Here is a 19,525-nt window from a genome sequence, read left to right as displayed (position 1 = left end):
AAAACTTCGCCGCAGCACCGAGTCGACGGCGAGAGACCGCATTCCCGTCGTCGTCCCCGTCTCCCTCGTCGGACGCGTCCGCGAGTCGAAACGTGATTCTTAAGGGTCGCACGGGAGATTGTCCGCGTATGAGTGACGATCAGCAGGCGGACGCCGCCGAATCACAGGCAGACGCCGACGCGGAAGAGGTCGCCGACGGAATTCAGGACGGCGACTTCGTCCGCCTCGCTTACACGCTCCGAACCGCAGACGACGGCACCGTCGTCGACACGACCGACCTAGAGACGGCCGAAGAGGCCGAGATCGACACCGACGAGTACGAGTTCGAGCCGCGCGTCATCGTCGTCGGTGCCGGGCACGTCTTCGAGAGCGTCGACGAGGCGCTCATCGGCGCGGAGGTCGGCGACAGCGGCACGGTCGAGATCGCCGCCGACGAGGCCTTCGGCGAGTACGACGACGATCAGGTTCGGACGGTCAGCGCCAACAAGATCGAAGAGGACCAGCGCTACCCCGGCGCACAGGTCCAGATCGACGGCGACCAGGGCCGGATCGTGACGATCGTCAGCGGTCGCGCACGCGTCGACTTCAACCACCCGCTGGCCGGCGAGGACCTCGAATACGAGTACGAAGTCCTCGAACTCGTCGACGATCGCGAGGAGCAGGCCGGCAGTATGCTGGAGATGTACCTCCAAGAGGCCCCCGAGGTCTGGATCCAGACCGACACCGTCGAAGAGGAGCAGCTCGTCGAGGACGACGAGGCTGACGACGACGAAGCCGACGAAGCCGACGAAGACGACGAGGAGGAACCCGAATTCGAGACCGTCGAAGTCGAGAAGGAGACGCTGTACATCGAGGCCACCCCGCAGATGACGATGAACCAGCAGTGGATGTTCTCGAAGCAGCAGATCGCCCAAGACGTGATGGACCGCCTCGACCTCGATCGCGTCATCGTTCAGGAGACCATCGAGGGAATGGGCGGGATGATGGGCGGTCTCGGCGGAATGATGGGAGGCGACGCCGGCGGTCTCGACGCTGCGGACCTCGAAGAGGCCGTCGAGGACGTCGACGTCGACGCCGACGAACTCGCCGACGAACTCGACGCCGACCTCGACGAGTAACGTCGCTGTCCCACCGAACGGCTCGCCGAGGGGCGACCGTTCCGTCTTCTTCGCCGCTCGCCACGGAGCGGCAGCCGACGGCCGTCACTGCGGAGAACAGAAATCAGTATGTCCGAGCGATCCACCGACGCCGAACCCGATCCGAATGCCAGCCCCGACACCGAACTCCCCGGGACCGACGACCTGCGGGTCGCCGCAGTGGCCGCCGCCTGCACGGTCGGCCTCACGCTGCTCCTGCAGTACGGCCTCGATCGAGAGGTCTCTCTCGTCTGGCGGTTGCTGCCGCTCGGCCCCTACTTCCTCTCGTTGTTCACAAAGCGGCTCTCCCTCGGCGGGCTCGATACGCCGCAGAACTGGTCGCTGCTGACGGTCGCGGTGACGTTCGCGGCGCTTCTGTACTTCGGGTTCGTCGTCTGAGCGACGGAGGAGAAATACCGCTGCGGGCGACGACTACGCGATATCGCGGCTCGTGTCGACCGTGACGCGCTCGCCGAGTCGGAGCTTGATCGTCTCTTCGGGCGGGTGCGCGCCGCGGAACTTCGGCACCGCGAGGCGGTTCTCGATGTCGGAGCCCTTGATCTCCGTGTGGAGATCGAACACCGCGTCGGACATGTGCTTCGTGTAGCCCCGGTTTCGGGGCTCGCCGTCGCTTTTCATCCCGTGGAGCACCGCCAGTCCGCCGGTGTTGACCATATGCGTCTGCAGTTCGTTCAGGAACTGCCTGTAGCGGGCGGGCTCGGTCTCCTCTAAGACGTCGACGACGTCGATGATCAGGTTCGCACCCTCCGGGAGGTCGCGGACGAAGCGGTTCGCCGTGTCGAGCGGCGCGTTGCCGCCGACGTCGCGCACCGTCGGCTCGCCGACGTGCCCCGCCGTCCGGTCGATCGCGTCGCGGACCGCCTGATCCGAGCGGATCGTCGTGAGATACAGCGACGCGCGGACCGCGGTGAGTTCGTAGAGAAACAACTCAGACTGACTGGCGGGGTCCGCGGCGAGAAGCACGATGCTCCCCGGCGGGATCCCGCCGTCGAGTTGGCGATCGAGGACGCTGACGCCAGTCGAGAGTCTCCCTGCCACGACGACGCGTACGGAGTCGAGCGGCTTAGCCTTTCGGCCGATCGAAGAGGGCTGCGCCGAGATCGTCGTACGCGCGTCTGACACGTTCATCGGCGAGCGGGTCGCGTGCGTCCGGAACTGTCGCGAGGACCTCACAGCCGAGCAGTTCCTCGACGCCCGGCGGGACGAGTCGCGCTCGCGTGAGCACGCCGCCGACGACTGGCGTTCCGACCGCTCGCGCCATCGCCGCGGTCTTCGCGGCGTCGCGAAGGGCGGCGACGCACGGCGTCGCGACCACGAGCACGCCGTCGGCGACGCGCAGGGGCACGGTCGCGTCCGGCCCCGCGCCCGCCGGGCAGTCGACGAGGACGGTGCCGATAGTCTCGCGGTCGCGCGGCGCGGCGCAGTCGGGTGACGCGTCGAAGTCTTGCGGCGTGTCGTGGCCGGACTCTTCTCCGCGGTTGCCCGTCGCGGTGTGTCCGGTTGCTGCCCACCGGCCGATCGCTCCTACGGTGACCGGTGACGCGTCGGCTTCGCCGCGCTCGCGAGCCCGGAGGCGACGGAGCCGACTCCCGATCCCATCGGGCGCGTCGCGAGGGGCCGGGACGATTCGGGTGTCGTCGTCCGCTCCCGGGTCGGGATGGCCGAGCCCGTCGGGCGGCGCGCCCCGAGGGACGCCCGCGAGCGCGTGGAGATTAGGAAGGTCGCAGTCGGCGTCGACCGCGACGCTCGGGCCGTCGATCGCGCGGGCCACCCCGAGCGTCGTAGTCGTCTTGCCGCTGCCTCCCTTTCCGCCGGCGATCGCGAGCATACCGCTCGTGGTCCCGGTATGGTATTTGAACGTTCGCAGGAGACGCCGGGTGCAGTGTAGTTTGGAGTGAAACGGGTGATGTCGTTGCGAAAAGACCGTGGAAGCCCCACCCAGTGGCGGTTTTTTGCCCGCTATCGCTTAACCAAACACGATCAGACGCCGACGGCTGACGGCGCAGAATCAGTCGTTCAGTCGTAGTCAGTCGTTCAGTCGTAGTCAGTCGTTCAGTCGTAGTCAGTCGTTCAGTCGTAGTCAGTCGTGACAGCAACCGCCGGCCTCGCCGCCGAAGTCGACCGCGATCGGGTCGGAGATCGCCTCGTTGACCGCTTCGAGGCGCTCTGTGAGCTCCTCTTGGGCGTCGAGGTAGGCTGCCATCTTCGGCATCGAGTGCAGTTCCTCTTGGGCCGCTTGGACCCGCTGGAGGTTCTCCTCGGTGGCGTTTCCCATCTGTCGGGCGTGCATGAAGTGATCGCGCCGCTCGTGGAACTCCGCGATCTGCTCTTGGACGTCGTCGTCGGCCTCGACGGCCGCCTTCTTCTCCTCGAACGCCTCGTACTCGGGAGTCTCGGCGATCGCTTCGCCGAGTTCGCGGCCGAGCGCTTCGAGTCGATCTGTCTGGACGCTCATCAGTGCCCGTTCGGACGCGAGGCGTTTCAAGGTGCCGGACGGGGGCGGTTGACACGAGAGGGGCGAACGCTCGACGGACACCACCCGCCACGAAACACACTCACACGCTCGTTTTCGGGCGTCTCGGAACCGCCGCCGTTATGGGCGTCGACCAGTTATGAGAGTGCAATGAGCCAAGACGCCGCCACGGAGGGCGACCTCCGAAACACCGGGATGTCGCTGAAGCACGACCGCGAGTGGGACTACGAGTTAGACCGGATCGTCGAGGCGATCGACGAGCGCGACGCGACCCGCGTCGGCCTGCAGTTCCCTGAGGGGCTGAAGCGCCGCGGCCCGGCCGTCGCCGACGACCTCCGCGAGCTGTGCGACGACGACGTGACGTTTCTGCTCTCCGGGCAACCCTGTTACGGCGCGTGCGATCTCGATACCTACCTGATGCGCCGAACCGACGTGTTCGTCCACTTCGGGCACTCCCCGATGAAGGAGTCCGAGAAGATCATTTACGTCCCTCTCTTCTCGAACGTCGATCCGTTCCCGATCCTCGAAGAGGCCGTCGAGGACCTCCCCGAAGAGGAGGTCGGGCTCGTCACGACCGCCCAGCACATGAACCGCTTCGGGGAGATGGTCGAGTGGCTCGAAGAGCGCGGCTACGACGTCCACACCCGCCGCGGCGACGACCGCCTCACCTACGAGGGGCAGGTCCTCGGCTGCAACTACGCCTCCGCCGACATCGACGCCGATCAGGTGCTGTACGTCGGCGGCGGAAAGTTCCACCCGCTCGGTCTCGCGATGGAGCACCCCGAAAAGAAGGTGCTGATCGCCGATCCGGTCAACAACGTCGTGACCGTCGCCGACACCGAAAAATTCCTGAAGCAGCGCTATGGCGCGGTCCACCGCGCGATGGACGCCGAGAAGTGGGGCGTCATCTTCTGTACGAAGATCGGGCAGGGTCGGATGGAGATCGCCGAGGAGATCATCGAGGACAACGACGACGCCTACCTCATCACGATGGACGAAGTGACCCCCGACCGGCTCAGAAACTTCGATATGGACGCGTTCGTCAACACCGGCTGTCCGCGGATCACGACCGACGACGGCCCGCGGTTCCACAAGCCGATGCTCACGCCCGGCGAGTACCGAATCGCCGTCGGCGACGAGCCGCTCGATTCACTGGAGTTCGACACGTTCCACGGCACCTGGTGAACTGACGATCGCGGTCGACTACACGGCTCAGTTTGCTGTTTCTTCGACGTACTTCACCGCCGCCTCCGGCGTCTCGACCGCTTCGACGTGGTCGGCGTCGTGCGTTCCGATCCCGGCGGTCGGCCGGTCGTAGACCGACGCGTAGCCGAGTTCCGAGAGCGTCCCGCCGCCGCCGTCGACCGCGACCACCGCGTCGCCGTTCATCACGACCACGGCGTTGCGGGCGTGGCCCAGTCCGGTCGCGATGGCCTCGTCGACGTACTCGTTCGCGTCCGCGCGGCGGTCGGTCGGGAGGATTCCGATGGTGTGCCCGCCCGCTTCGGCCGCGCCGCGACAGACGGCCTCCATCACGCCGCCGAGCCCGCCGCAAACGACCGTGTGCCCGCGCTGTCCGAGGAGCCGACCCAACGCAGTCGCCGTCTCCGCCTCTTCCTCGTCGATGACGCTTCCGCCGATGACGCTGACTCGCATAGCAGAGACTCGTCGGCGGAGTGGGTAGTGATTTCGACTCGGAGAGGGATCGCGAACGGTCGGACCGGTCGATCTAGAGTCGGACCGATCGACGCTAGGATCGGACGTCGAGGGCCTCGATGTCTCCGACGACCGGGAGCGACCCGAGATCGTCGGCGGGGCCGCAGCCCGATCTGGGGCGCGCCCGCAGCGGACAGACGGTCTCGTCGCCGACGACCGGGCTGCGCGTCTCGACGACGTACGCCTCGTGGCGATCGTCGCCGGCGACGGGTGCGAGATGGAGGATCCGCCGGTCGACGATGCCGTCGATGTCGACGTCTTTCTGTCGCGCGTCCACCGTCTGCTCGCTGACTGCGGCCACGCGGGTACCGATCGGGGATTCGAATTCGACGCCGCCGACGGTGACGGAGTCGTCGGCGAGCGTGATCGTCACCTCGTCGCCCTCGGTCGCGCTCGCGATCCGCTCGAAGAGGTCAGCCGTCATTGCCGCTCGGTTAGGTCGGGACAGTCAAGAAGGCTCGCAACCGACGCGTGGGTCGGAGACCGGTCCGCGACTGGCGACGTCCGTTGCGCCCACGCCGGGCCCCCGAACGCCTCACTCCGCGTCGCGAATCGCCGTGCCGTCCGGACGCTTCGGCCCCTCGGAATCGTAGACGACAACCCCGTCCTGAGCGGACTGATCGACCGGCCCGTAGTTGTCGCGGACGCCGATCGCCTCCGTCAACTCGCGGACGGCGCGTTCCTTGAGCGCCGTCGCCAACGCCTCGGCGTCGTCGCGGGAGATGTCGCGTCCGAGGCCCTCGCACTCGTGCGCGCGGACCATCCCCGCCTCGTCGACGGCCTCGCCCATCGGCTGGCTGGTCCCGCCGAGCGCGACGCTGAACGGATACGTCTCACAGATCAGCGGCCGGTCGTCGTGGACGCGGCACGCCCCCGTGGTGCCAGCACCATCCCCGCTTTCGCGCTCCTCGTAGAACGCGCAATCACCGCAGGCGTCCGTCTGGAGCGCCCACTCGAACGTTTCGCCCTCTGGGCCGTCGTCGCCCTCGACGATTCCGTACGGCATCGGCCGGGCGACGTCGCGCCAGTCGTAGGCCTTCTCAGAGGCCGCGGCGTCTCCGTCGGGTCCGGTGCGGTCGTCTCCGACCGATTCCGTGTGGCCGTCTCCGACCGATCCCGTGTGGCCGTCTTCGGCCGACTGCAACGTCCGAATCTCGTCGGGAAAGACCGTCGCCGTGTGCGGTTCCGTCCCCTCGCCGTCCGCGCCCTCGTGGCCCTTGCAGCACGCGCCGCAGCGCGTGCACTCGAAGCCGATCGACTCGATGGCGTCGGCCAGCTCCGCGACCGACAGCTCGCGGGCGCGTTCGAGCTCGGTTTCGAGCGAGCGAGTGTCGTTCACAGCGACTTTCGAACCGACGCGGACAAAACGCTCTCGGTCGAGAGAGTTGGTTCGGATGAACAGGCGCGGATTACGCCGGCGCGACGGTCTCGGCCTCGCGGTCGAAGCGCACGCGACGGTGCGCCGCGAGCGTCTCCACGTGCGCGACGACCGTCGCCCGCGCGAACTTGCGGACCCCGGTGAGGTCCCTGTCGTAGACGGCGTCGACGACGGCGTCGATATCGCGCGCGCCGGCCTCGACGGCCGCGAGGACGTCGCGCTCGCGGGCGAGTCGGTGTCGGAGCAGCCGCTCGCAGGCCGCCCGCGGCTCCTCGATGACCGGGCCGTGGCCCGGGAACAATCGCGGCGGATCGCGGGCGTAGAGCCGCCGAAGCGCGACGAGGTACGCGCGCACGTCGCCGTCGGGCGCGGCGACCGCGATGCTCCCCTCCGCGATGGCGACGTCGCCGCAGATCGTGCCGAAGTCGGCCTCGAAGGCGACGTGGTCCGGGGCGTGGCCGGGGACGTCGATGACGTCGAGGCCGCCCGCGACGGGGAGCGTCGATCCCTCGGCGAACGTCCGGTCGGGTTCGACGCCGGTGTACTCGGCGAAGCGGTCCTCGCGGCCGCGGCGACACCAGACGGTCGCGTCCGTTTCCTCGGCGTACGCGGCGACGCCGCCGACGTGGTCCGGGTGCGCGTGCGTGAGCGCGACGTGTTCGACGTCGCTCTCGGCGACGGCTTTGTCGAGTTCGGACGTCCGAGCCGCCGGGTCGAGGAGCAGTGCCTCGTCGTCGCCGACGAGATACGCGTTGGTCGCGCCGGTCGGAACGGGCTTATCGAGCGGGACGGAGATGCGGCGTATCGAGACGAGATCGGCGGACGCAGCGGTCACATTCGGAACTCGATTCGGGGATAGAAAACGTTGCCGCAGGCTCGGGTGAGACGGGAGAGAGGATACCGCTGAGGCGTGACTCGTCGCAGTCGCGTCAGACGGCGGCGACGGTCCTCCGGCCGACTACGTGTTCAGGTAGTAGACCTGCTTGCGGGCGTCTTTGAAACTGTAGCGCGACCCCACGAGGTCGGCGTCTTCGAGGCGGTTGAGTGCGTAGCGGACCGTCCGATCCGGCAGCAGCGATTCTTCGGCGAGTTGGCCCTGCGACAGCGGTGCGTCGCTTTCGAGGACTTTCGCGACGAGTTTTGCGCTCGGTGGAAGCTCTCGAAGCCGTTCGCGGTACTCCGACTCCGAGAGCAGGTGGTCACCGTCGAGCTCTGCGGTACTGGTGCTCATACCACCCGAAACCGGGGCGCGCTTGGTAAAGGTTGCCTACAAGTGTGTCAATACAATCCGTAGACCTTATACACATACAAGGATGCGACAGAGTCACAAGATCAGTCGCGAAAACCGCCGTCGGGTGCGTCCGCATCGACTGGCAAGTGCCGGCGGTCTCCCGCTCACGCAATGCGGCGCGCATCCAGTACGGTTTTAGTCTGCGAGTGAGCACTGGGAGATAGCGTGAAAGGAAAGGAGTGGTACCAGGCCGATGAGGTCGCCGAGGAGTACGACTCGAAGCGGTTCTCGCGCGGCGGGAGACTCATCGACGACCGCGAAAAGCGCGCGGTCCTCGAGGCGCTCGGACCGGTCGAGGACAAGGAGGTCCTCGAGATCGCCTGCGGGACGGGACGGTTCACCGCGATGTTGGCCGAGCGTGGGGCGGAGATCATCGGACTGGACATCTCCAACGCGATGCTGGCGCAGGGCCGCGAGAAGGCCCGGCGGGCCGGCGTCGCAGACCACATCGAGTTCCTCCGCGGCGACGCCGCCCGATTGCCGTTCCCCGACGACCACTTCGACGCCGTCTTCGCGATGCGGTTTTTCCACCTCGCGGACACGCCGGCGAAGTTTATGGCCGAGATGGCCCGCGTCTCGAACGATATCGTCTTCTTCGACACGTTCAACGGCCGCAGCGCGCGCGTCGCGTACAACTGGCTGCTTCCGATGGGGTCGCACCTCTACTCGGGGTCGCAAGTCGAACGATTGGTCGACGACGCCGGATTACGACTGGTGAACGGCGAACACGACTTCCTCCTCCCGTACGGGTTCTACCGGAAGATCCCCAACGGGATCGCGAGGGAGTTCCGCGACGTCGACACCTCGATCGGGGCGACGTCGATCGGGGACGCGCTGGCGTCGGTGTCGTACTGGACCGCGACCGTCGACGGCGACGACGCCCAGTGATCCGTTAGCGAGCGCACGACCGCCTTCGGGAGTCGCCCGCGGCGGCTGGGCGGCGGTCGCTCCGAGGTGCGACATTTAAGTTCTCGTATCGCAACCGACCGGTATGGAGCTCTCGGTAGTGGTCCCGACGCTGAACGGACGGGACCACCTCGCGGCCACGCTAGACGGGTTGGCCGCGAACGCGCCCGACGCCGAAGTCGTCGTCGTCAACGGCCCGTCGGCGGACGGCACGACCGGAATGATCCGAGAGCGCGACGACGTCGACGTGCTCGTCGAGATATCGGACCGAACGCTGAACGTCTCGCGTAACGCCGGAATCCGCGCGGCCTCGGGCGACGTCGTCGCGTTCCTTCGACACGACCTCGCCGTCGAAGAGACGTGGCGCGACGCCATCGAAGCGGGCATCGAGCGCGCGCCGGTCGTCACCGGCCCCGTTCACGAGACGCTGCCCGCGGGAATGACGACGACATCACCGGAGACGCGTCGGATCCAAAACAGAGCGGTGACGTACTTCAACGGCGGCAACGTGGCCTTCCGGGCCGAGGTGTTAGACGACCTCGACGGCTTCGACGAGTACCTCGAAACCGGCGGCGCGCGCGACGCCGCCCACCGCTTGGCCGCCCTCGACCACGACGTCGGCTGGGAATCCGGACTCTGCGTGCGGACCGAGTACGAGGCCGATGGGGGCGTCGACGAGCGGAGCCACGGCTGGAAGTATCGCGCGTTGACGTACCGGCTGATCAAGAACTACGGACTGCGACCGACGGTCGTCCGTCGGATCGCCTCTCACGCGGGCGCGGACGCGATCTCGGCCGCCCGCGACGTCGTCGCCGGCGACGCGACGCCGACTGGGTGGGTCGGAACCGGCCGCGACGTCGTCTCGGGCGTCGCGGCCGGTTGGTCGGATGGCCTCGTGGCGCGCGCGCGAGACCGGACGCCAGCGCGCAACCCGCACGGCTGCTCGAAGCGGGCGGACCGAGCGGTCGCGAAGTACGACTGGCGGTGAGTCGGACGTCGGTGAGCCACGGGGTCACGACGTCTCGCCGGGGGCGAGCGCGGGAACCACCCGCGCCGGGTTCGTCGAGAACGCCCGGCGCATCGCGTCCTCGCTCACGTCGAGCGTCAGGATCTCCATCACGCCGACGTTCGGGTGCGTCTCCGGCGCGCCGCTGCCGAACAGCACCCTGTCGGGATGTTCTAAGAGCGCGCGCTCTAACACGCTCCGGAACCGGACGTACCGCGTGTCCAGATACAGCTGGTCGTGCTCGTCGAGGAGATCGATCGACGCCGACATCAGCTCGCGGTCGAGCGGGTAGCCGCCGAACCCCGCGAGGACGACCGGGAAGTCCCGCCCGAGGAGCGTCTCGGCGACGGCCGCCGGCGGGAACGACCGCCCGGCGCGGACGACGACCGGGAGGCCGACGTCGTCGAGTTGATCCAGCGTCTCCGCGTCCGGGAGGCCGTCGCGCTCGGGCGCGAGCGTGAACCCGTGGAACCGGTCGTCGTAGGCGTACTGCTCGACGTCTCCCGGGCTGACGTGATGCGGCGCGCGCGACGCGGTGAGGTTTCGGAGTCGGGACGCGGCACGGGACCCCGGATCGCGCGGCCCGTCGATTCGGGCGAACGCGAGGAACGGGCGGTCGACGCTCAGACGAGCGACGGCGTTGTTGGCGCGGAGGTAGCCCTCGCCCTCGGGGCGCTCGCCCGGCGAGACGACGGCCCTGACGACGCCCGCTTGGTGGAGCTCACGTTCGAGCGCCTCCGGCGTCGTCTCGCGCCCCCGGCTCGCGACCTCCGCCTGGTCGCTCGGTTCCAACTGGGCGTGGAAGTCGACGACCCGGAACCCGTGGTTCAACTCCAGCATCGTCAAAGACTGTCGCGCCGACCTAAATATACCTTGTCGACATCGGTCGGATTCCCGCAAAGAGAGGAACTAGACGGCCAGTACTCGTGTTAGCGGTTCTCTAAGACTATCTAAGGCCACAATATCCGAAATCTATATATAGAACTGCTAACGTCATTTTCCGTGAGGATTCATAACTATGTCGACACGTATGCAGCCACTGTACGTTCTTTCCGGGAGCAGCGAGCGGACCCACGGCGACGACGCCCAGCGCTCGAACATTCGAGCGGGCAAAGCCGTCGCGAGCGCCGTACGGACGACACTCGGGCCGCGCGGGATGGACAAGATGCTCGTCGATTCCTCGGGCAACGTCGTCGTGACCAACGACGGCGCGACAATTCTCGAGGAGATGGACATCGAGCACCCCGCCGCGCAGATGATCGTCGAGGTCGCCCAGACGCAGGAGGACAGCGTCGGCGACGGCACCACGACGGCGTCGGTCCTGACCGGCGAACTCCTCTCGCACGCGGAGGACCTCCTCGACGACGACCTCCACCCGACGGTCATCGTCGAGGGGTACAACGAGGCCGCGCGGCTGGCGCAGGAGGCGATCGACGAGCAGGTCCTCGACGTCGCACTCGACGACGACGTACTCGCGTCGGTCGCCGAGTCGTCGATGACCGGGAAGGGAACCGGCGACGTCACCGCCGACGCGCTGGCGCGGCACGTCGTCGACGCCGTTCGCGCGGTTCACGACGGCAGTGACCGCTTCGATCCCGACGACGTTCGCGTCCTGACGCGCACCGGCGCGTCGTCGTCGGCCACCGAACTGGTCGAGGGCGTCGTCATCGACAAAGAGCGCGTCAACGACGGGATGCCCCGCTCCGTCGAGGACGCCACGGTCGCCGTCCTCACGACGAAGCTCGACGTCCGCGAGGGCGAGACCGACGCGGAATACACCATCTCCTCGGTCGACCAGCTCGAAGCGGCTATCGAGGCCGAGGACTCGGAACTCCGACGCTACGCCGACGCGCTGGCTGACGCGGGCGTCGACGTGCTCTTCTGCACGAAGAAGATCTCCGACCGCGTGCAGAACCGCCTCGCGAAACACGGCATCGTCGCCTTCGAGAGCCTCAAGACCTCCGACGCGCGTGCAATCGCCCGCGCGACCGGCGCGAAACAGCTGGGCGACGTGAACGATCTCGACGCCTCCGACTTCGGGCGCGCCGAGCGCGTCTCGATCCGACGGTTCGGCGAGGACGAACTCACCTTCGTCGAGGGCGGGGAGGCGGCGAAGACGGTCACGCTCCTGCTCCGCGGCGGCACCGAGCACGTCGTCGACGAACTCGAACGCGCGATCAACGACGCGGTGGACGTGACGGTCGCCGCGATCGACTCCGGCGGCGTCGTGCCCGGCGCTGGTGCGGTCGAAGTCGCCATCGCCGAGTACGTCCGCTCGAATGCGGGCGGTGTCGAGGGGCGCAAGCAACTCGCCGTCGAGGCGTTCGCCGACGCGGTCGAGGCCATCCCGCGCACGCTCGCGACGAACACTGGAATGGACCCGATCGATGCCGTCGTCGAACTCCGCGCGACGTTCGACCGCGAGGGCATCGCGGGCATCATCTCCGAGGGCAAAGCGGGCGCGATCGGTGACCCCATAGCGGCTGGCGTCTTCGACCCCGCGGCGGTGAAGCGCGAAGCCGTCACTGCGGCGACGGAGGCGGCGACAATGATCGTCCGCATCGACGACGTCATCGCCGCGAAGTAAGGGGTCCGCCTTCGCTTCCGAGTAGGCCCTTCTTGGCCTCCGAGCCTCTCAGTCCTGCATCGTCTCTCGAATCGTCCGTGCGATCCGGGCCGCGTCCGGACGGTACGCGTCCTCGCGGGCGAAAAACGGCTGGGGGACGTCGTACGCGGTCACCCGTCCCACAGGGGCTTCGAGGTAATGGAGGGCTTCTTCGTTGATTCGAGCGGCGATTTCGGCCGCGAACCCGCCCGTCCGCGGTGCCTCGTGAACGACCACGCACCGGCCGGTCTTCTTCACCGAGGAGGCGACGAGTTCGGTGTCGAACGGTGTGATCGTCCGGGGATCGATCACTTCGACGTCGGCGTCGACCGACTCGACCGCGTCCAGCGTTTCTCTGAGCATCGAACCCCAGCTCACGACCGTCAGATCACTTCCGGCTTCGACGATCCGGCCCTCCCCAAGCGGAATCACGTGTTCGTCCGGAACGGACTCGCGGAACGTGCGATACAGCCGCGTCGGTTCCATAAACACGACGGGGTCGGGATCCCGTATCGACGCGCGCAGGAGTCCCGCGGTTTCCACCGGCGACGAGGGTATCACGACTTTCAGCCCGGGAATGTGGGCGAACCCGGCCTCGTAACTTTCCCCGTGGTGCTCCAGCGCGTTGATGCCGCCGCCGTAGGGCGTTCGGATCGTCATCGGACAGGTGACGGTCCCGCGCGACCGACTGCGAATCCGCGAGACGTGCTGCTGGAGCTGATGGAACGCTTGGTAGATAAAGCCCTGGAACTGGATTTCGGGGACCGGGACCAACCCCGCCGCCGCGAGTCCGACACCGACGCCGATGATTCCCGCCTCGGCCAGCGGTGCGTCGTACACTTGCTCGGGGAACCGGTCTTGTAGGTCCTCCGTCGCCCGAAACACCCCGCCGTCGCGGCCGACGTCCTCGCCGTAGACGATGATTCGGTCGTCGCGTTCCAGTTCGGCTCGCAGCGTCTCGCGAACGGCCCCGACGATCCGAAGGTCGTTACTGCTAGTCATCGACCTCACCTCGGAGTTCGGCCAGTTGTTCGCGGAGCGCCAGCGGTAGTTCGGCGTACGCGTGCTCGAACACGTCGAGCGGATCGATCCGCTCGCGATCCGCCGTCGCCCGATCGACCGCCTCGTCGAGTTCCCGTTCGATCCGATCCTCGATCTCGTCGACGCGCTCAGCCGTCAGGAGCCCCGTGTCTTCGAGATAGGTCTCGTATCTCGCGATCGGATCGCGCTGCTCCCACTCCGCTTCTTCGGCATCCGTTCGATACACCGAGGGATCGTCCGACGTCGTGTGCATCGACCGGCGATACGTGAGCGCCTCGACGAGGACGGGCGAGCCCTCGCGGGCCTTCCGCAACGCGTCTCGCGTAACGGCGTAGACGCCGAGGACGTCGTTTCCGTCGACCTGCACGCCGTCGATCCCGGCGGCGACGGCCTTCTGCGCGAGCGTCTCGGCGTCGGTCTGCTCGCTGCGGGGCGTCGAGATGGCGTACTGGTTGTTCTGACAGAAGAAGACGGTCTGCGCGTCGTAGACGCCCGCGAAGTTGAGCGCCTCGGCCACGTCCCCCTGACTCGTCGCGCCGTCGCCGAAGTAGGTGAGCGCCACGGCCGGATCGTTCCGAATCGCCTTCGCCCATCCGATTCCGGCGGCGTGAAGCGTCTGTGAACCGACCGGAACGGAGGGCGGCAGCATCGTCCCGTCGGGCGGGATTTCGGCCCCCTCCTCCATTCCCATCAGGTACTGGAGGAGGCGGTACGCCGGGACCCCGCGTGCGAGTGCCGCACCCTGTTCGCGAAACGACGGCACGACCCAGTCGTCCGGCTCCAATGCGAGCACACTCCCGACCTGTGCGGCCTCCTGTCCGATGGCGGGCGCGTGGGTCCCGATCTCGCCGCGCCGTTGGAGCGCGATGGCGCGCTCGTCGAACCGACGGGCCCGCTTCATCGACTCGTACAGTTCCAGCAGTTGCTCGTCGTCTAGCGACGGGAAGAGCGCTTCGTCGACGGAGCCGTCCTCGGCGAGAACCCGAATCGAGTCGACGGTGAACTCGGCGATTTGCTCGCGGACCATACCGGTAGAGTATGCGGACAGGCGTATTAGTCGGGTTCTCCTACCCGCCGTAATCGGAGCATACTGGCCCTATTCCCCCGCGACGGCCGTCTGTCAGTAATATCTCGGTCCCGGTACCTCGACGGCGTACGCCGACCGCTACAGCCTCGGGTTACGCCGAGATGACGACCTCGTCGCCGACCGCGAGCCCGAACGCGTCGTCGCCGCGGCCGCGGTTGACGTCGCATTCCACGTAGCCGTGACTGCCGACGGTGAGCAGCCGTTCGCCCGCCGCGACGTCCGCAAAGGCGCTCGCGACCGGGGCTGAGACGCCGTTCACGTCGAGCGTCTCGCCCTCGCGACCGTCGAGGAACGAGCCGGGGACGTTCGTGATCGCGTTCCCGAAGTCGTCGACGACGAGCACCTCGCCGCGGGCCGTCGCAGTGTCGTCATCAACGGCGGGCTCGGGAAACCGGCAGTCGACGACCGAGTCGGGACCGTCGCCCGTCGCGAGCGAATCGTGGTCGTCCGCCGCCGCGAACGACTCGACCGAGGAGACGGCAGCGAGCGACTCCAGCGAGTCGACGCCGACCTCGTGGACCGCGGCGGCCGCGGGCGCGAACACGTCGCGGCCGTGGAACGTCGACGACGCGGGATCGTCGTACTCGTAGACGAAGCACTCGATTTGTGGTTCATCGTCGTCCCAGTCGGCGATCCGGCGGGCCGCCGGGAGCAACACGCCGTTGTCGGGGCCGACGAGGGCGTGCTCGCCGACGCGGACGACGAGCGCGTCGCGGTCGGTCCCAACGCCGGGGTCGACCACGACGAGATGCGTCGCAGGGGGGAAGTACGGGAGCGTCTCGCGACACCAGAACGCGGCCGCGCGAACGTCTTGACGGGGGAGGTCGTGGGCGATGTCGACGAGGCGCGCGTCGGAACGGCGGAGGATGACGCCCTTCATCGCGGCCGGGTAGGGCGAGCCGAAGTCGGAGGCGAGTGTGATCATCGCCGTCGCACCCTCACTCGTCTGTCGCGTCGCCGTTGGCGTCGCTCGCGCTGACGCGCTGGATGCGCTCGATGCCGTCGATCTCCTCGACGACGTCGACGACGGCGTCCGGAACGAGGTGCCGCCAGTCGTCGTCGTGGATCATCCGCGCCCGCAGTTCGGTTCCTTCGAGGACGTCGCGGTTGAACATCGGCGACTGCCGGACCTCGACGCCCGCCTCCGAGAACAGCTGGATGACGAGCGGGTTGTTCGAGTACGCGACGTCGAACGCCGGGGACATGCTTTGAACGTGGCTCACCCACACCGAGTTCCGGTCGAGGTCCTCGATCGGCACGGCGTAGGTGGTGACGTCGAGATCGACGACGGACTTCGTCACCATCATCACGCGCTCGCCGGCCGTGAACGGATTCCGGGGACTGTGTGAGTCCCCCGCCGATCCGATCCCGAGGACGAGCTCGTCGACCTCGTCTGCGATCTCCTCGACCATCCGGTGGTGCCCGTTGTGATAGGGCTGAAACCGGCCGATGTAGAACCCCCGCATACCTCACCGATCGGTCGCTTCGTTTATAAATACCCCGAGTTTTAATTATTTCCGAAAACGCAGTATAAACGGGTCGAGGTGCCTGATTTCGTAGATGCAGCCCCAACACACGCGAGGAGAAAGTATATCAGTCGCGCGGCCTTCCGTTACGGTAGCGAACAATTCTATGAGTAACGACACGGAAGCCGACGAGAACGCCCCCGAAACGGGGGGTGGCGTCACCGACGAGGCCCCCGAGTCGCCGCCGTCAGACGACGGTGACGAGGTCCCTCGCGACGGCGCTGACGAACCGTCCGACGCACCCGTCGGACCCGACGAGCGCGGCGAGGCCCCCGGCAGCCAGAACGGACAGTCCGGAGAGCCCGCCGAGCCGACGATCGACGATCTCGGGAGCGACGTCGAAGTCGACGCGGAAGTCGTCGAGGACGTCGACGAGGACGATCTCCTCGGCGGTCTGCGGATCGATTCCACCGAGGAGATCGACGTCCCGGACCGACTCGTCGACCAAGTCATCGGGCAGGAACACGCCCGCGACGTGGTGATGAAGGCCGCGAAACAGCGGCGACACGTGATGATGATCGGCTCGCCCGGGACGGGCAAGTCGATGCTGGCGAAGGCGATGTCCGAGCTCCTCCCGCCGGAGGAGTTGCAGGACGTCCTCGTCTATCACAACCCCGACGACGGCAACAACCCGAAGGTCCGGACCGTTCCGGCCGGGAAAGGCGACCAGATCGTCGAGGCCCACAAGGAGGAGGCCAGAAAGCGCAACCAGATGCGCTCGTTCCTCATGTGGATCATCATCGCGATCGTCATCGGCTACTCCTTTATCATCGCCGGGCAGGTCCTCCTCGGGATCCTCGCCGCGGGTGTGATCTACCTCGCGTTCCGCTACGGCTCGCGCGGCGGCGACGCGATGGTGCCGAACCTCATCGTCAACAACGCCGAGACGACGACCGCACCGTTCGAGGACTCGACGGGCGCGCACGCCGGCGCGCTGCTCGGCGACGTCCGCCACGACCCGTTCCAATCAGGGGGAATGGAGACGCCGAGCCACGACCGCGTCGAACCCGGCGCGATCCACAAGGCGAACAAGGGCGTGCTGTTCATCGACGAGATCAACACGCTCGACATCCGCAGCCAGCAGCACCTGATGACGGCGATCCAGGAGGGCGAGTTCTCGATCACCGGCCAGTCCGAGCGCTCCTCGGGCGCGATGGTCCAGACCGAGCCCGTCCCGACGGACTTCATCATGATCGCCGCGGGGAACCTCGACGCGATGGAGAACATGCACCCCGCGCTGCGCTCCCGTATCAAGGGCTACGGCTACGAGGTGTACATGGACGACACCATCGAGGACACCCCCGAGATGCGCCGGAAATACGCCCGCTTCGTGGCCCAAGAGGTCGCGAAGGACGGCCGCCTGCCGGAGTACTCCGCGGAGGCCATCGAGGAAGTCATCCTCGAAGCGCGGCGTCGCGCCGGGCGGAAGGGTCACCTAACCCTCAAACTGCGCAACCTCGGCGGACTCGTCCGCGTCGCGGGCGACATCGCGCGGGCCGACGAGAACGTCGACATCGTCACCAGACAGCACGTGCTGCAGGCGAAGGGCCGCAGTCGCTCGATCGAGCAGCAGCTCGCCGACGACTACATCGAGCGCCGCAAGGACTACGAGCTGCAGGTCTCCGACGGCTACCAAGTCGGCCGCGTCAACGGCCTCGCCGTGATGGGCGAGGATTCGGGGATTATGCTCCCCGTGATGGCCGAGGTGACGCCCTCGCAGGGCCCCGGAGAGGTCATCGCCACCGGACAGTTAAAGGAGATGGCCCAGGAGGCCGTCTCGAACGTCTCGGCGATCATCAAGAAGTTCTCCGACGAGAACATCTCCGAGAAGGACATCCACATCCAGTTCGTCCAGACGGGCGGGCAGGGCGTCGACGGCGACTCCGCGTCGATCACGGTCGCGACCGCGGTCATCTCCGCGCTGGAAGACGTCGGCGTCGACCAGTCGCTTGCGATGACCGGCTCGCTGTCGGTCCGCGGGGACGTCCTCCCGGTCGGCGGCGTCACCCACAAGATCGAGGCCGCCGCGAAGTCCGGCTGCACGCGGGTCATCATCCCCGCGGCCAATATGCAGGACGTGATGATCGAAGAGGAGTACGAGGAGATGGTCGAGATCATCCCCGTCAGCCACATCAGCGAGGTCCTCGACATCGCCCTCGAAGGCGAGCCCGAGAAAGACTCGCTCGTCGACCGCCTCAAGAGCATCACCGGCTCGGCGCTCTCACAGGGACAGGGCGAGAACGTCTCCGGCCCGTCCAGCCCGAGCCCGCAGTAATCGAGAATGCCCCAGTGGGCGACGTTCGCGGGACTCGCGATCGTCGTCACCGCGGGCCTACTTGTTCTCTCGCACGCGTCGCGCGGCGTCATCGACGGACGGAATCCCGACAGCGACGACCGCGGGCGTCCGGGCGTCGAGACGCGATCCGATCGCGAGGAGACGATCGTCCTCCCGAAATCCGGTATCGAACTGCGCGTCCGCGATTCGAGTGGCGACGACGGCGACGCCGACGGACCGAAAGCCGAGACGGGCCCGGAATCGAGACTGGAACGGGGATCGGAACCGGGACTGCAACCGAAACCGGATTCGAACGACAGAGAACCGTCGAGGAAGGTCGGCAGCGACGTGTCGCCGACGGGACCGACCGCGACGGCGGAGCCGGCGACGGCAGACTCGACAGCGACGGCGGAGCCGGTAGACTCGACGGCGACGGAGCCGATCCCGGAGCTCTCGACCGCGTCGCTGCTCGCGAACGTCGCCGTATCGCAGGGGCTGTTCGGCCTCCTGCTCCTAGCAGGAGCGTGGTACGCCGAGATCCCCGCGTGGGCGTTCGGCGTCGCTCGCGACGCGATTACACTTGAAACGCTGCTGCTCGGCGGCGGGGTCGGTCTCGGGCTCTACGTCGCCAACGAGGCCGGGGCGACCGTCGGCGCGCGGTTCGGTCTCGGCGACGGCGAGCGCCTCCGGAGCGCGCTCGCCCCCGACTCGCTTCTCGGGTGGGCGGCGCTGTTGTTCGTCGTCCTCCCGATAATCGCCGCCTTCGAGGAACTGCTCTTTCGCGGCGCGCTCGTCGGCGCGCTCGCGGCGGGCTACGACGTCTCCCCGTGGCTTCTCGCGCTCGGCTCCTCGGCGGCGTTCGGCGTCGGTCACGGCGCGCAGGGGCGGATTGGTATACTTGTGACCGCGACGCTCGGCTTCGCCCTCGCGGCGGCGTTCATCCTGACCGAGAGCCTGTTCGTCGTCATCGTGGCCCACTACGTCATCAACGCCGCAGAGTTCGTCGTCCACGAGGGCCTCGGCGTCGAGTGGTGAGGTCGGTGGGAAGCCGAACCGATGCTTTT

At 67.4% G+C, this 19,525-nt stretch carries 21 protein-coding genes; 8 read left to right on the top strand and 13 right to left on the bottom strand.

From position 1 onward, the window contains the following. The first annotated feature begins 128 nt into the window (after positions 1-128). Positions 129-1,118, top strand: a complete 990-nt coding sequence (locus tag U5919_RS02810) for an FKBP-type peptidyl-prolyl cis-trans isomerase (protein WP_336021996.1) — start codon at positions 129-131, stop codon at positions 1,116-1,118. 108 nt (positions 1,119-1,226) lie between these two features. Continuing rightward, positions 1,227-1,535 carry a DUF8049 family protein gene (locus U5919_RS02805; protein ID WP_336021995.1) on the top strand — a complete coding sequence of 103 codons (309 nt, stop codon included), beginning with the start codon at positions 1,227-1,229 and terminating at the stop codon, positions 1,533-1,535. Between the two features lie 33 nt (positions 1,536-1,568). Here the strand turns inward: U5919_RS02805 and U5919_RS02800 are convergent, their stop codons facing one another. The 3 genes from U5919_RS02800 to U5919_RS02790 form a co-directional block, all read right to left on the bottom strand. After that, the gene (locus U5919_RS02800; protein ID WP_336021994.1) at positions 1,569-2,195 is read right to left on the bottom strand and encodes an RAD55 family ATPase; all 627 of its coding nucleotides are present in this window, start codon (positions 2,193-2,195) and stop codon (positions 1,569-1,571) included. A gap of 25 nt (positions 2,196-2,220) precedes the next feature. Then, positions 2,221-2,985 carry a nucleotide-binding protein gene (locus U5919_RS02795; protein WP_336021993.1) on the bottom strand — a complete coding sequence of 255 codons (765 nt, stop codon included), beginning with the start codon at positions 2,983-2,985 and terminating at the stop codon, positions 2,221-2,223. 252 nt (positions 2,986-3,237) lie between these two features. After that, complete coding sequence (locus U5919_RS02790) at positions 3,238-3,612, bottom strand: YlbF/YmcA family competence regulator (RefSeq protein WP_336021992.1); 375 nt, start codon at positions 3,610-3,612, stop codon at positions 3,238-3,240. A 168-nt stretch (positions 3,613-3,780) separates the two neighbouring features. On the opposite strand from U5919_RS02790, the gene dph2 reads away from it, so the two are divergent. Next, on the top strand, positions 3,781-4,815 hold the full coding sequence (gene dph2, locus U5919_RS02785; RefSeq protein ID WP_336021991.1) for a diphthamide biosynthesis enzyme Dph2: 1,035 nt from the start codon (positions 3,781-3,783) through the stop codon (positions 4,813-4,815). 27 nt (positions 4,816-4,842) lie between these two features. Here the strand turns inward: dph2 and U5919_RS02780 are convergent, their stop codons facing one another. The 5 genes from U5919_RS02780 to U5919_RS02760 form a co-directional block, all read right to left on the bottom strand. Continuing rightward, positions 4,843-5,286: a TIGR00725 family protein gene (locus tag U5919_RS02780; protein ID WP_336021990.1), complete on the bottom strand. Its 444-nt coding sequence runs from the start codon at positions 5,284-5,286 to the stop codon at positions 4,843-4,845. A 94-nt stretch (positions 5,287-5,380) separates the two neighbouring features. Then, complete coding sequence (locus tag U5919_RS02775; protein ID WP_336021989.1) at positions 5,381-5,770, bottom strand: hypothetical protein; 390 nt, start codon at positions 5,768-5,770, stop codon at positions 5,381-5,383. A gap of 111 nt (positions 5,771-5,881) precedes the next feature. After that, positions 5,882-6,685 carry a YkgJ family cysteine cluster protein gene (locus tag U5919_RS02770; RefSeq protein WP_336021988.1) on the bottom strand — a complete coding sequence of 268 codons (804 nt, stop codon included), beginning with the start codon at positions 6,683-6,685 and terminating at the stop codon, positions 5,882-5,884. 70 nt (positions 6,686-6,755) lie between these two features. Beyond that, positions 6,756-7,559 (bottom strand): MBL fold metallo-hydrolase, encoded by an 804-nt coding sequence (locus U5919_RS02765; protein ID WP_336021987.1) that lies wholly within the window; start codon positions 7,557-7,559, stop codon positions 6,756-6,758. Between the two features lie 123 nt (positions 7,560-7,682). Further along, positions 7,683-7,955, bottom strand: a complete 273-nt coding sequence (locus U5919_RS02760; protein ID WP_336021986.1) for a MarR family transcriptional regulator — start codon at positions 7,953-7,955, stop codon at positions 7,683-7,685. 225 nt (positions 7,956-8,180) lie between these two features. Here U5919_RS02760 and U5919_RS02755 point away from each other — a divergent pair, with 225 nt between their 5' ends. Together U5919_RS02755 and U5919_RS02750 are read left to right on the top strand one after the other, a co-directional pair. Next, on the top strand, positions 8,181-8,903 hold the full coding sequence (locus U5919_RS02755; RefSeq protein ID WP_336021985.1) for a class I SAM-dependent methyltransferase: 723 nt from the start codon (positions 8,181-8,183) through the stop codon (positions 8,901-8,903). Between the two features lie 103 nt (positions 8,904-9,006). Beyond that, complete coding sequence (locus U5919_RS02750) at positions 9,007-9,909, top strand: glycosyltransferase family 2 protein (protein ID WP_336021984.1); 903 nt, start codon at positions 9,007-9,009, stop codon at positions 9,907-9,909. Positions 9,910-9,933: 24 nt separating this feature from the next. On the opposite strand, the gene U5919_RS02745 is transcribed toward U5919_RS02750, so the two are convergent. Further along, positions 9,934-10,767 carry an amidohydrolase family protein gene (locus tag U5919_RS02745; protein ID WP_336021982.1) on the bottom strand — a complete coding sequence of 278 codons (834 nt, stop codon included), beginning with the start codon at positions 10,765-10,767 and terminating at the stop codon, positions 9,934-9,936. A gap of 178 nt (positions 10,768-10,945) precedes the next feature. On the opposite strand from U5919_RS02745, the gene thsA reads away from it, so the two are divergent. Next, positions 10,946-12,514 carry a thermosome subunit alpha gene (gene thsA / locus U5919_RS02740; RefSeq protein WP_336021981.1) on the top strand — a complete coding sequence of 523 codons (1,569 nt, stop codon included), beginning with the start codon at positions 10,946-10,948 and terminating at the stop codon, positions 12,512-12,514. A 48-nt stretch (positions 12,515-12,562) separates the two neighbouring features. On the opposite strand, the gene U5919_RS02735 is transcribed toward thsA, so the two are convergent. The 4 genes from U5919_RS02735 to U5919_RS02720 form a co-directional block, all read right to left on the bottom strand. Further along, entirely contained in the window at positions 12,563-13,534 is a 972-nt protein-coding gene (locus U5919_RS02735; protein ID WP_336021980.1) for an alpha-ketoacid dehydrogenase subunit beta, read from the bottom strand. Then, a complete protein-coding gene (pdhA, locus tag U5919_RS02730; protein WP_336021979.1) occupies positions 13,527-14,600 on the bottom strand; it encodes a pyruvate dehydrogenase (acetyl-transferring) E1 component subunit alpha in 1,074 nt (357 codons plus the stop codon). Before pdhA ends, U5919_RS02735 begins: the two co-directional genes overlap by 8 nt. Positions 14,601-14,751: 151 nt before the next feature. Next, a complete protein-coding gene (locus U5919_RS02725) occupies positions 14,752-15,585 on the bottom strand; it encodes an SAM hydrolase/SAM-dependent halogenase family protein (RefSeq protein WP_336021978.1) in 834 nt (277 codons plus the stop codon). 13 nt (positions 15,586-15,598) lie between these two features. Further along, positions 15,599-16,126: a nicotinamide-nucleotide adenylyltransferase gene (locus tag U5919_RS02720; protein ID WP_336021977.1), complete on the bottom strand. Its 528-nt coding sequence runs from the start codon at positions 16,124-16,126 to the stop codon at positions 15,599-15,601. A gap of 166 nt (positions 16,127-16,292) precedes the next feature. Between U5919_RS02720 and lonB the strand changes: the two genes are divergently transcribed. Further along, the gene (gene lonB / locus U5919_RS02715; RefSeq protein WP_336021976.1) at positions 16,293-18,461 is read left to right on the top strand and encodes an ATP-dependent protease LonB; all 2,169 of its coding nucleotides are present in this window, start codon (positions 16,293-16,295) and stop codon (positions 18,459-18,461) included. Between the two features lie 6 nt (positions 18,462-18,467). Next, positions 18,468-19,496 (top strand): CPBP family intramembrane glutamic endopeptidase, encoded by a 1,029-nt coding sequence (locus tag U5919_RS02710; RefSeq protein WP_336021975.1) that lies wholly within the window; start codon positions 18,468-18,470, stop codon positions 19,494-19,496. Positions 19,497-19,525 lie beyond the last annotated feature (29 nt).

The sequence above is a fragment of the Halobellus sp. LT62 genome (genome assembly GCF_037031285.1).
Lineage (GTDB): Archaea > Halobacteriota > Halobacteria > Halobacteriales > Haloferacaceae > Haloquadratum > Haloquadratum salinisoli.
The sequence above is the reverse complement of the archived record's forward strand: the minus strand, read 5'-3'. Positions and strand labels throughout refer to the sequence as shown.

Coding starts and splice junctions, on each gene's coding strand:
- U5919_RS02810 (WP_336021996.1), top strand. CDS start 129: ATGAGTGACGATCAGCAGGCGGACGCCGCCGAATCACAGGCAGACGCC.
- U5919_RS02775 (WP_336021989.1), bottom strand. CDS start 5,770: ATGACGGCTGACCTCTTCGAGCGGATCGCGAGCGCGACCGAGGGCGAC.
- U5919_RS02795 (WP_336021993.1), bottom strand. CDS start 2,985: ATGCTCGCGATCGCCGGCGGAAAGGGAGGCAGCGGCAAGACGACTACG.
- U5919_RS02725 (WP_336021978.1), bottom strand. CDS start 15,585: ATGATCACACTCGCCTCCGACTTCGGCTCGCCCTACCCGGCCGCGATG.
- U5919_RS02750 (WP_336021984.1), top strand. CDS start 9,007: ATGGAGCTCTCGGTAGTGGTCCCGACGCTGAACGGACGGGACCACCTC.
- U5919_RS02720 (WP_336021977.1), bottom strand. CDS start 16,126: ATGCGGGGGTTCTACATCGGCCGGTTTCAGCCCTATCACAACGGGCAC.
- U5919_RS02780 (WP_336021990.1), bottom strand. CDS start 5,286: ATGCGAGTCAGCGTCATCGGCGGAAGCGTCATCGACGAGGAAGAGGCG.
- U5919_RS02790 (WP_336021992.1), bottom strand. CDS start 3,612: ATGAGCGTCCAGACAGATCGACTCGAAGCGCTCGGCCGCGAACTCGGC.
- U5919_RS02745 (WP_336021982.1), bottom strand. CDS start 10,767: ATGCTGGAGTTGAACCACGGGTTCCGGGTCGTCGACTTCCACGCCCAG.
- dph2 (WP_336021991.1), top strand. CDS start 3,781: ATGAGCCAAGACGCCGCCACGGAGGGCGACCTCCGAAACACCGGGATG.
- thsA (WP_336021981.1), top strand. CDS start 10,946: ATGTCGACACGTATGCAGCCACTGTACGTTCTTTCCGGGAGCAGCGAG.
- pdhA (WP_336021979.1), bottom strand. CDS start 14,600: ATGGTCCGCGAGCAAATCGCCGAGTTCACCGTCGACTCGATTCGGGTT.
- U5919_RS02760 (WP_336021986.1), bottom strand. CDS start 7,955: ATGAGCACCAGTACCGCAGAGCTCGACGGTGACCACCTGCTCTCGGAG.
- U5919_RS02710 (WP_336021975.1), top strand. CDS start 18,468: ATGCCCCAGTGGGCGACGTTCGCGGGACTCGCGATCGTCGTCACCGCG.
- lonB (WP_336021976.1), top strand. CDS start 16,293: ATGAGTAACGACACGGAAGCCGACGAGAACGCCCCCGAAACGGGGGGT.
- U5919_RS02805 (WP_336021995.1), top strand. CDS start 1,227: ATGTCCGAGCGATCCACCGACGCCGAACCCGATCCGAATGCCAGCCCC.
- U5919_RS02735 (WP_336021980.1), bottom strand. CDS start 13,534: ATGACTAGCAGTAACGACCTTCGGATCGTCGGGGCCGTTCGCGAGACG.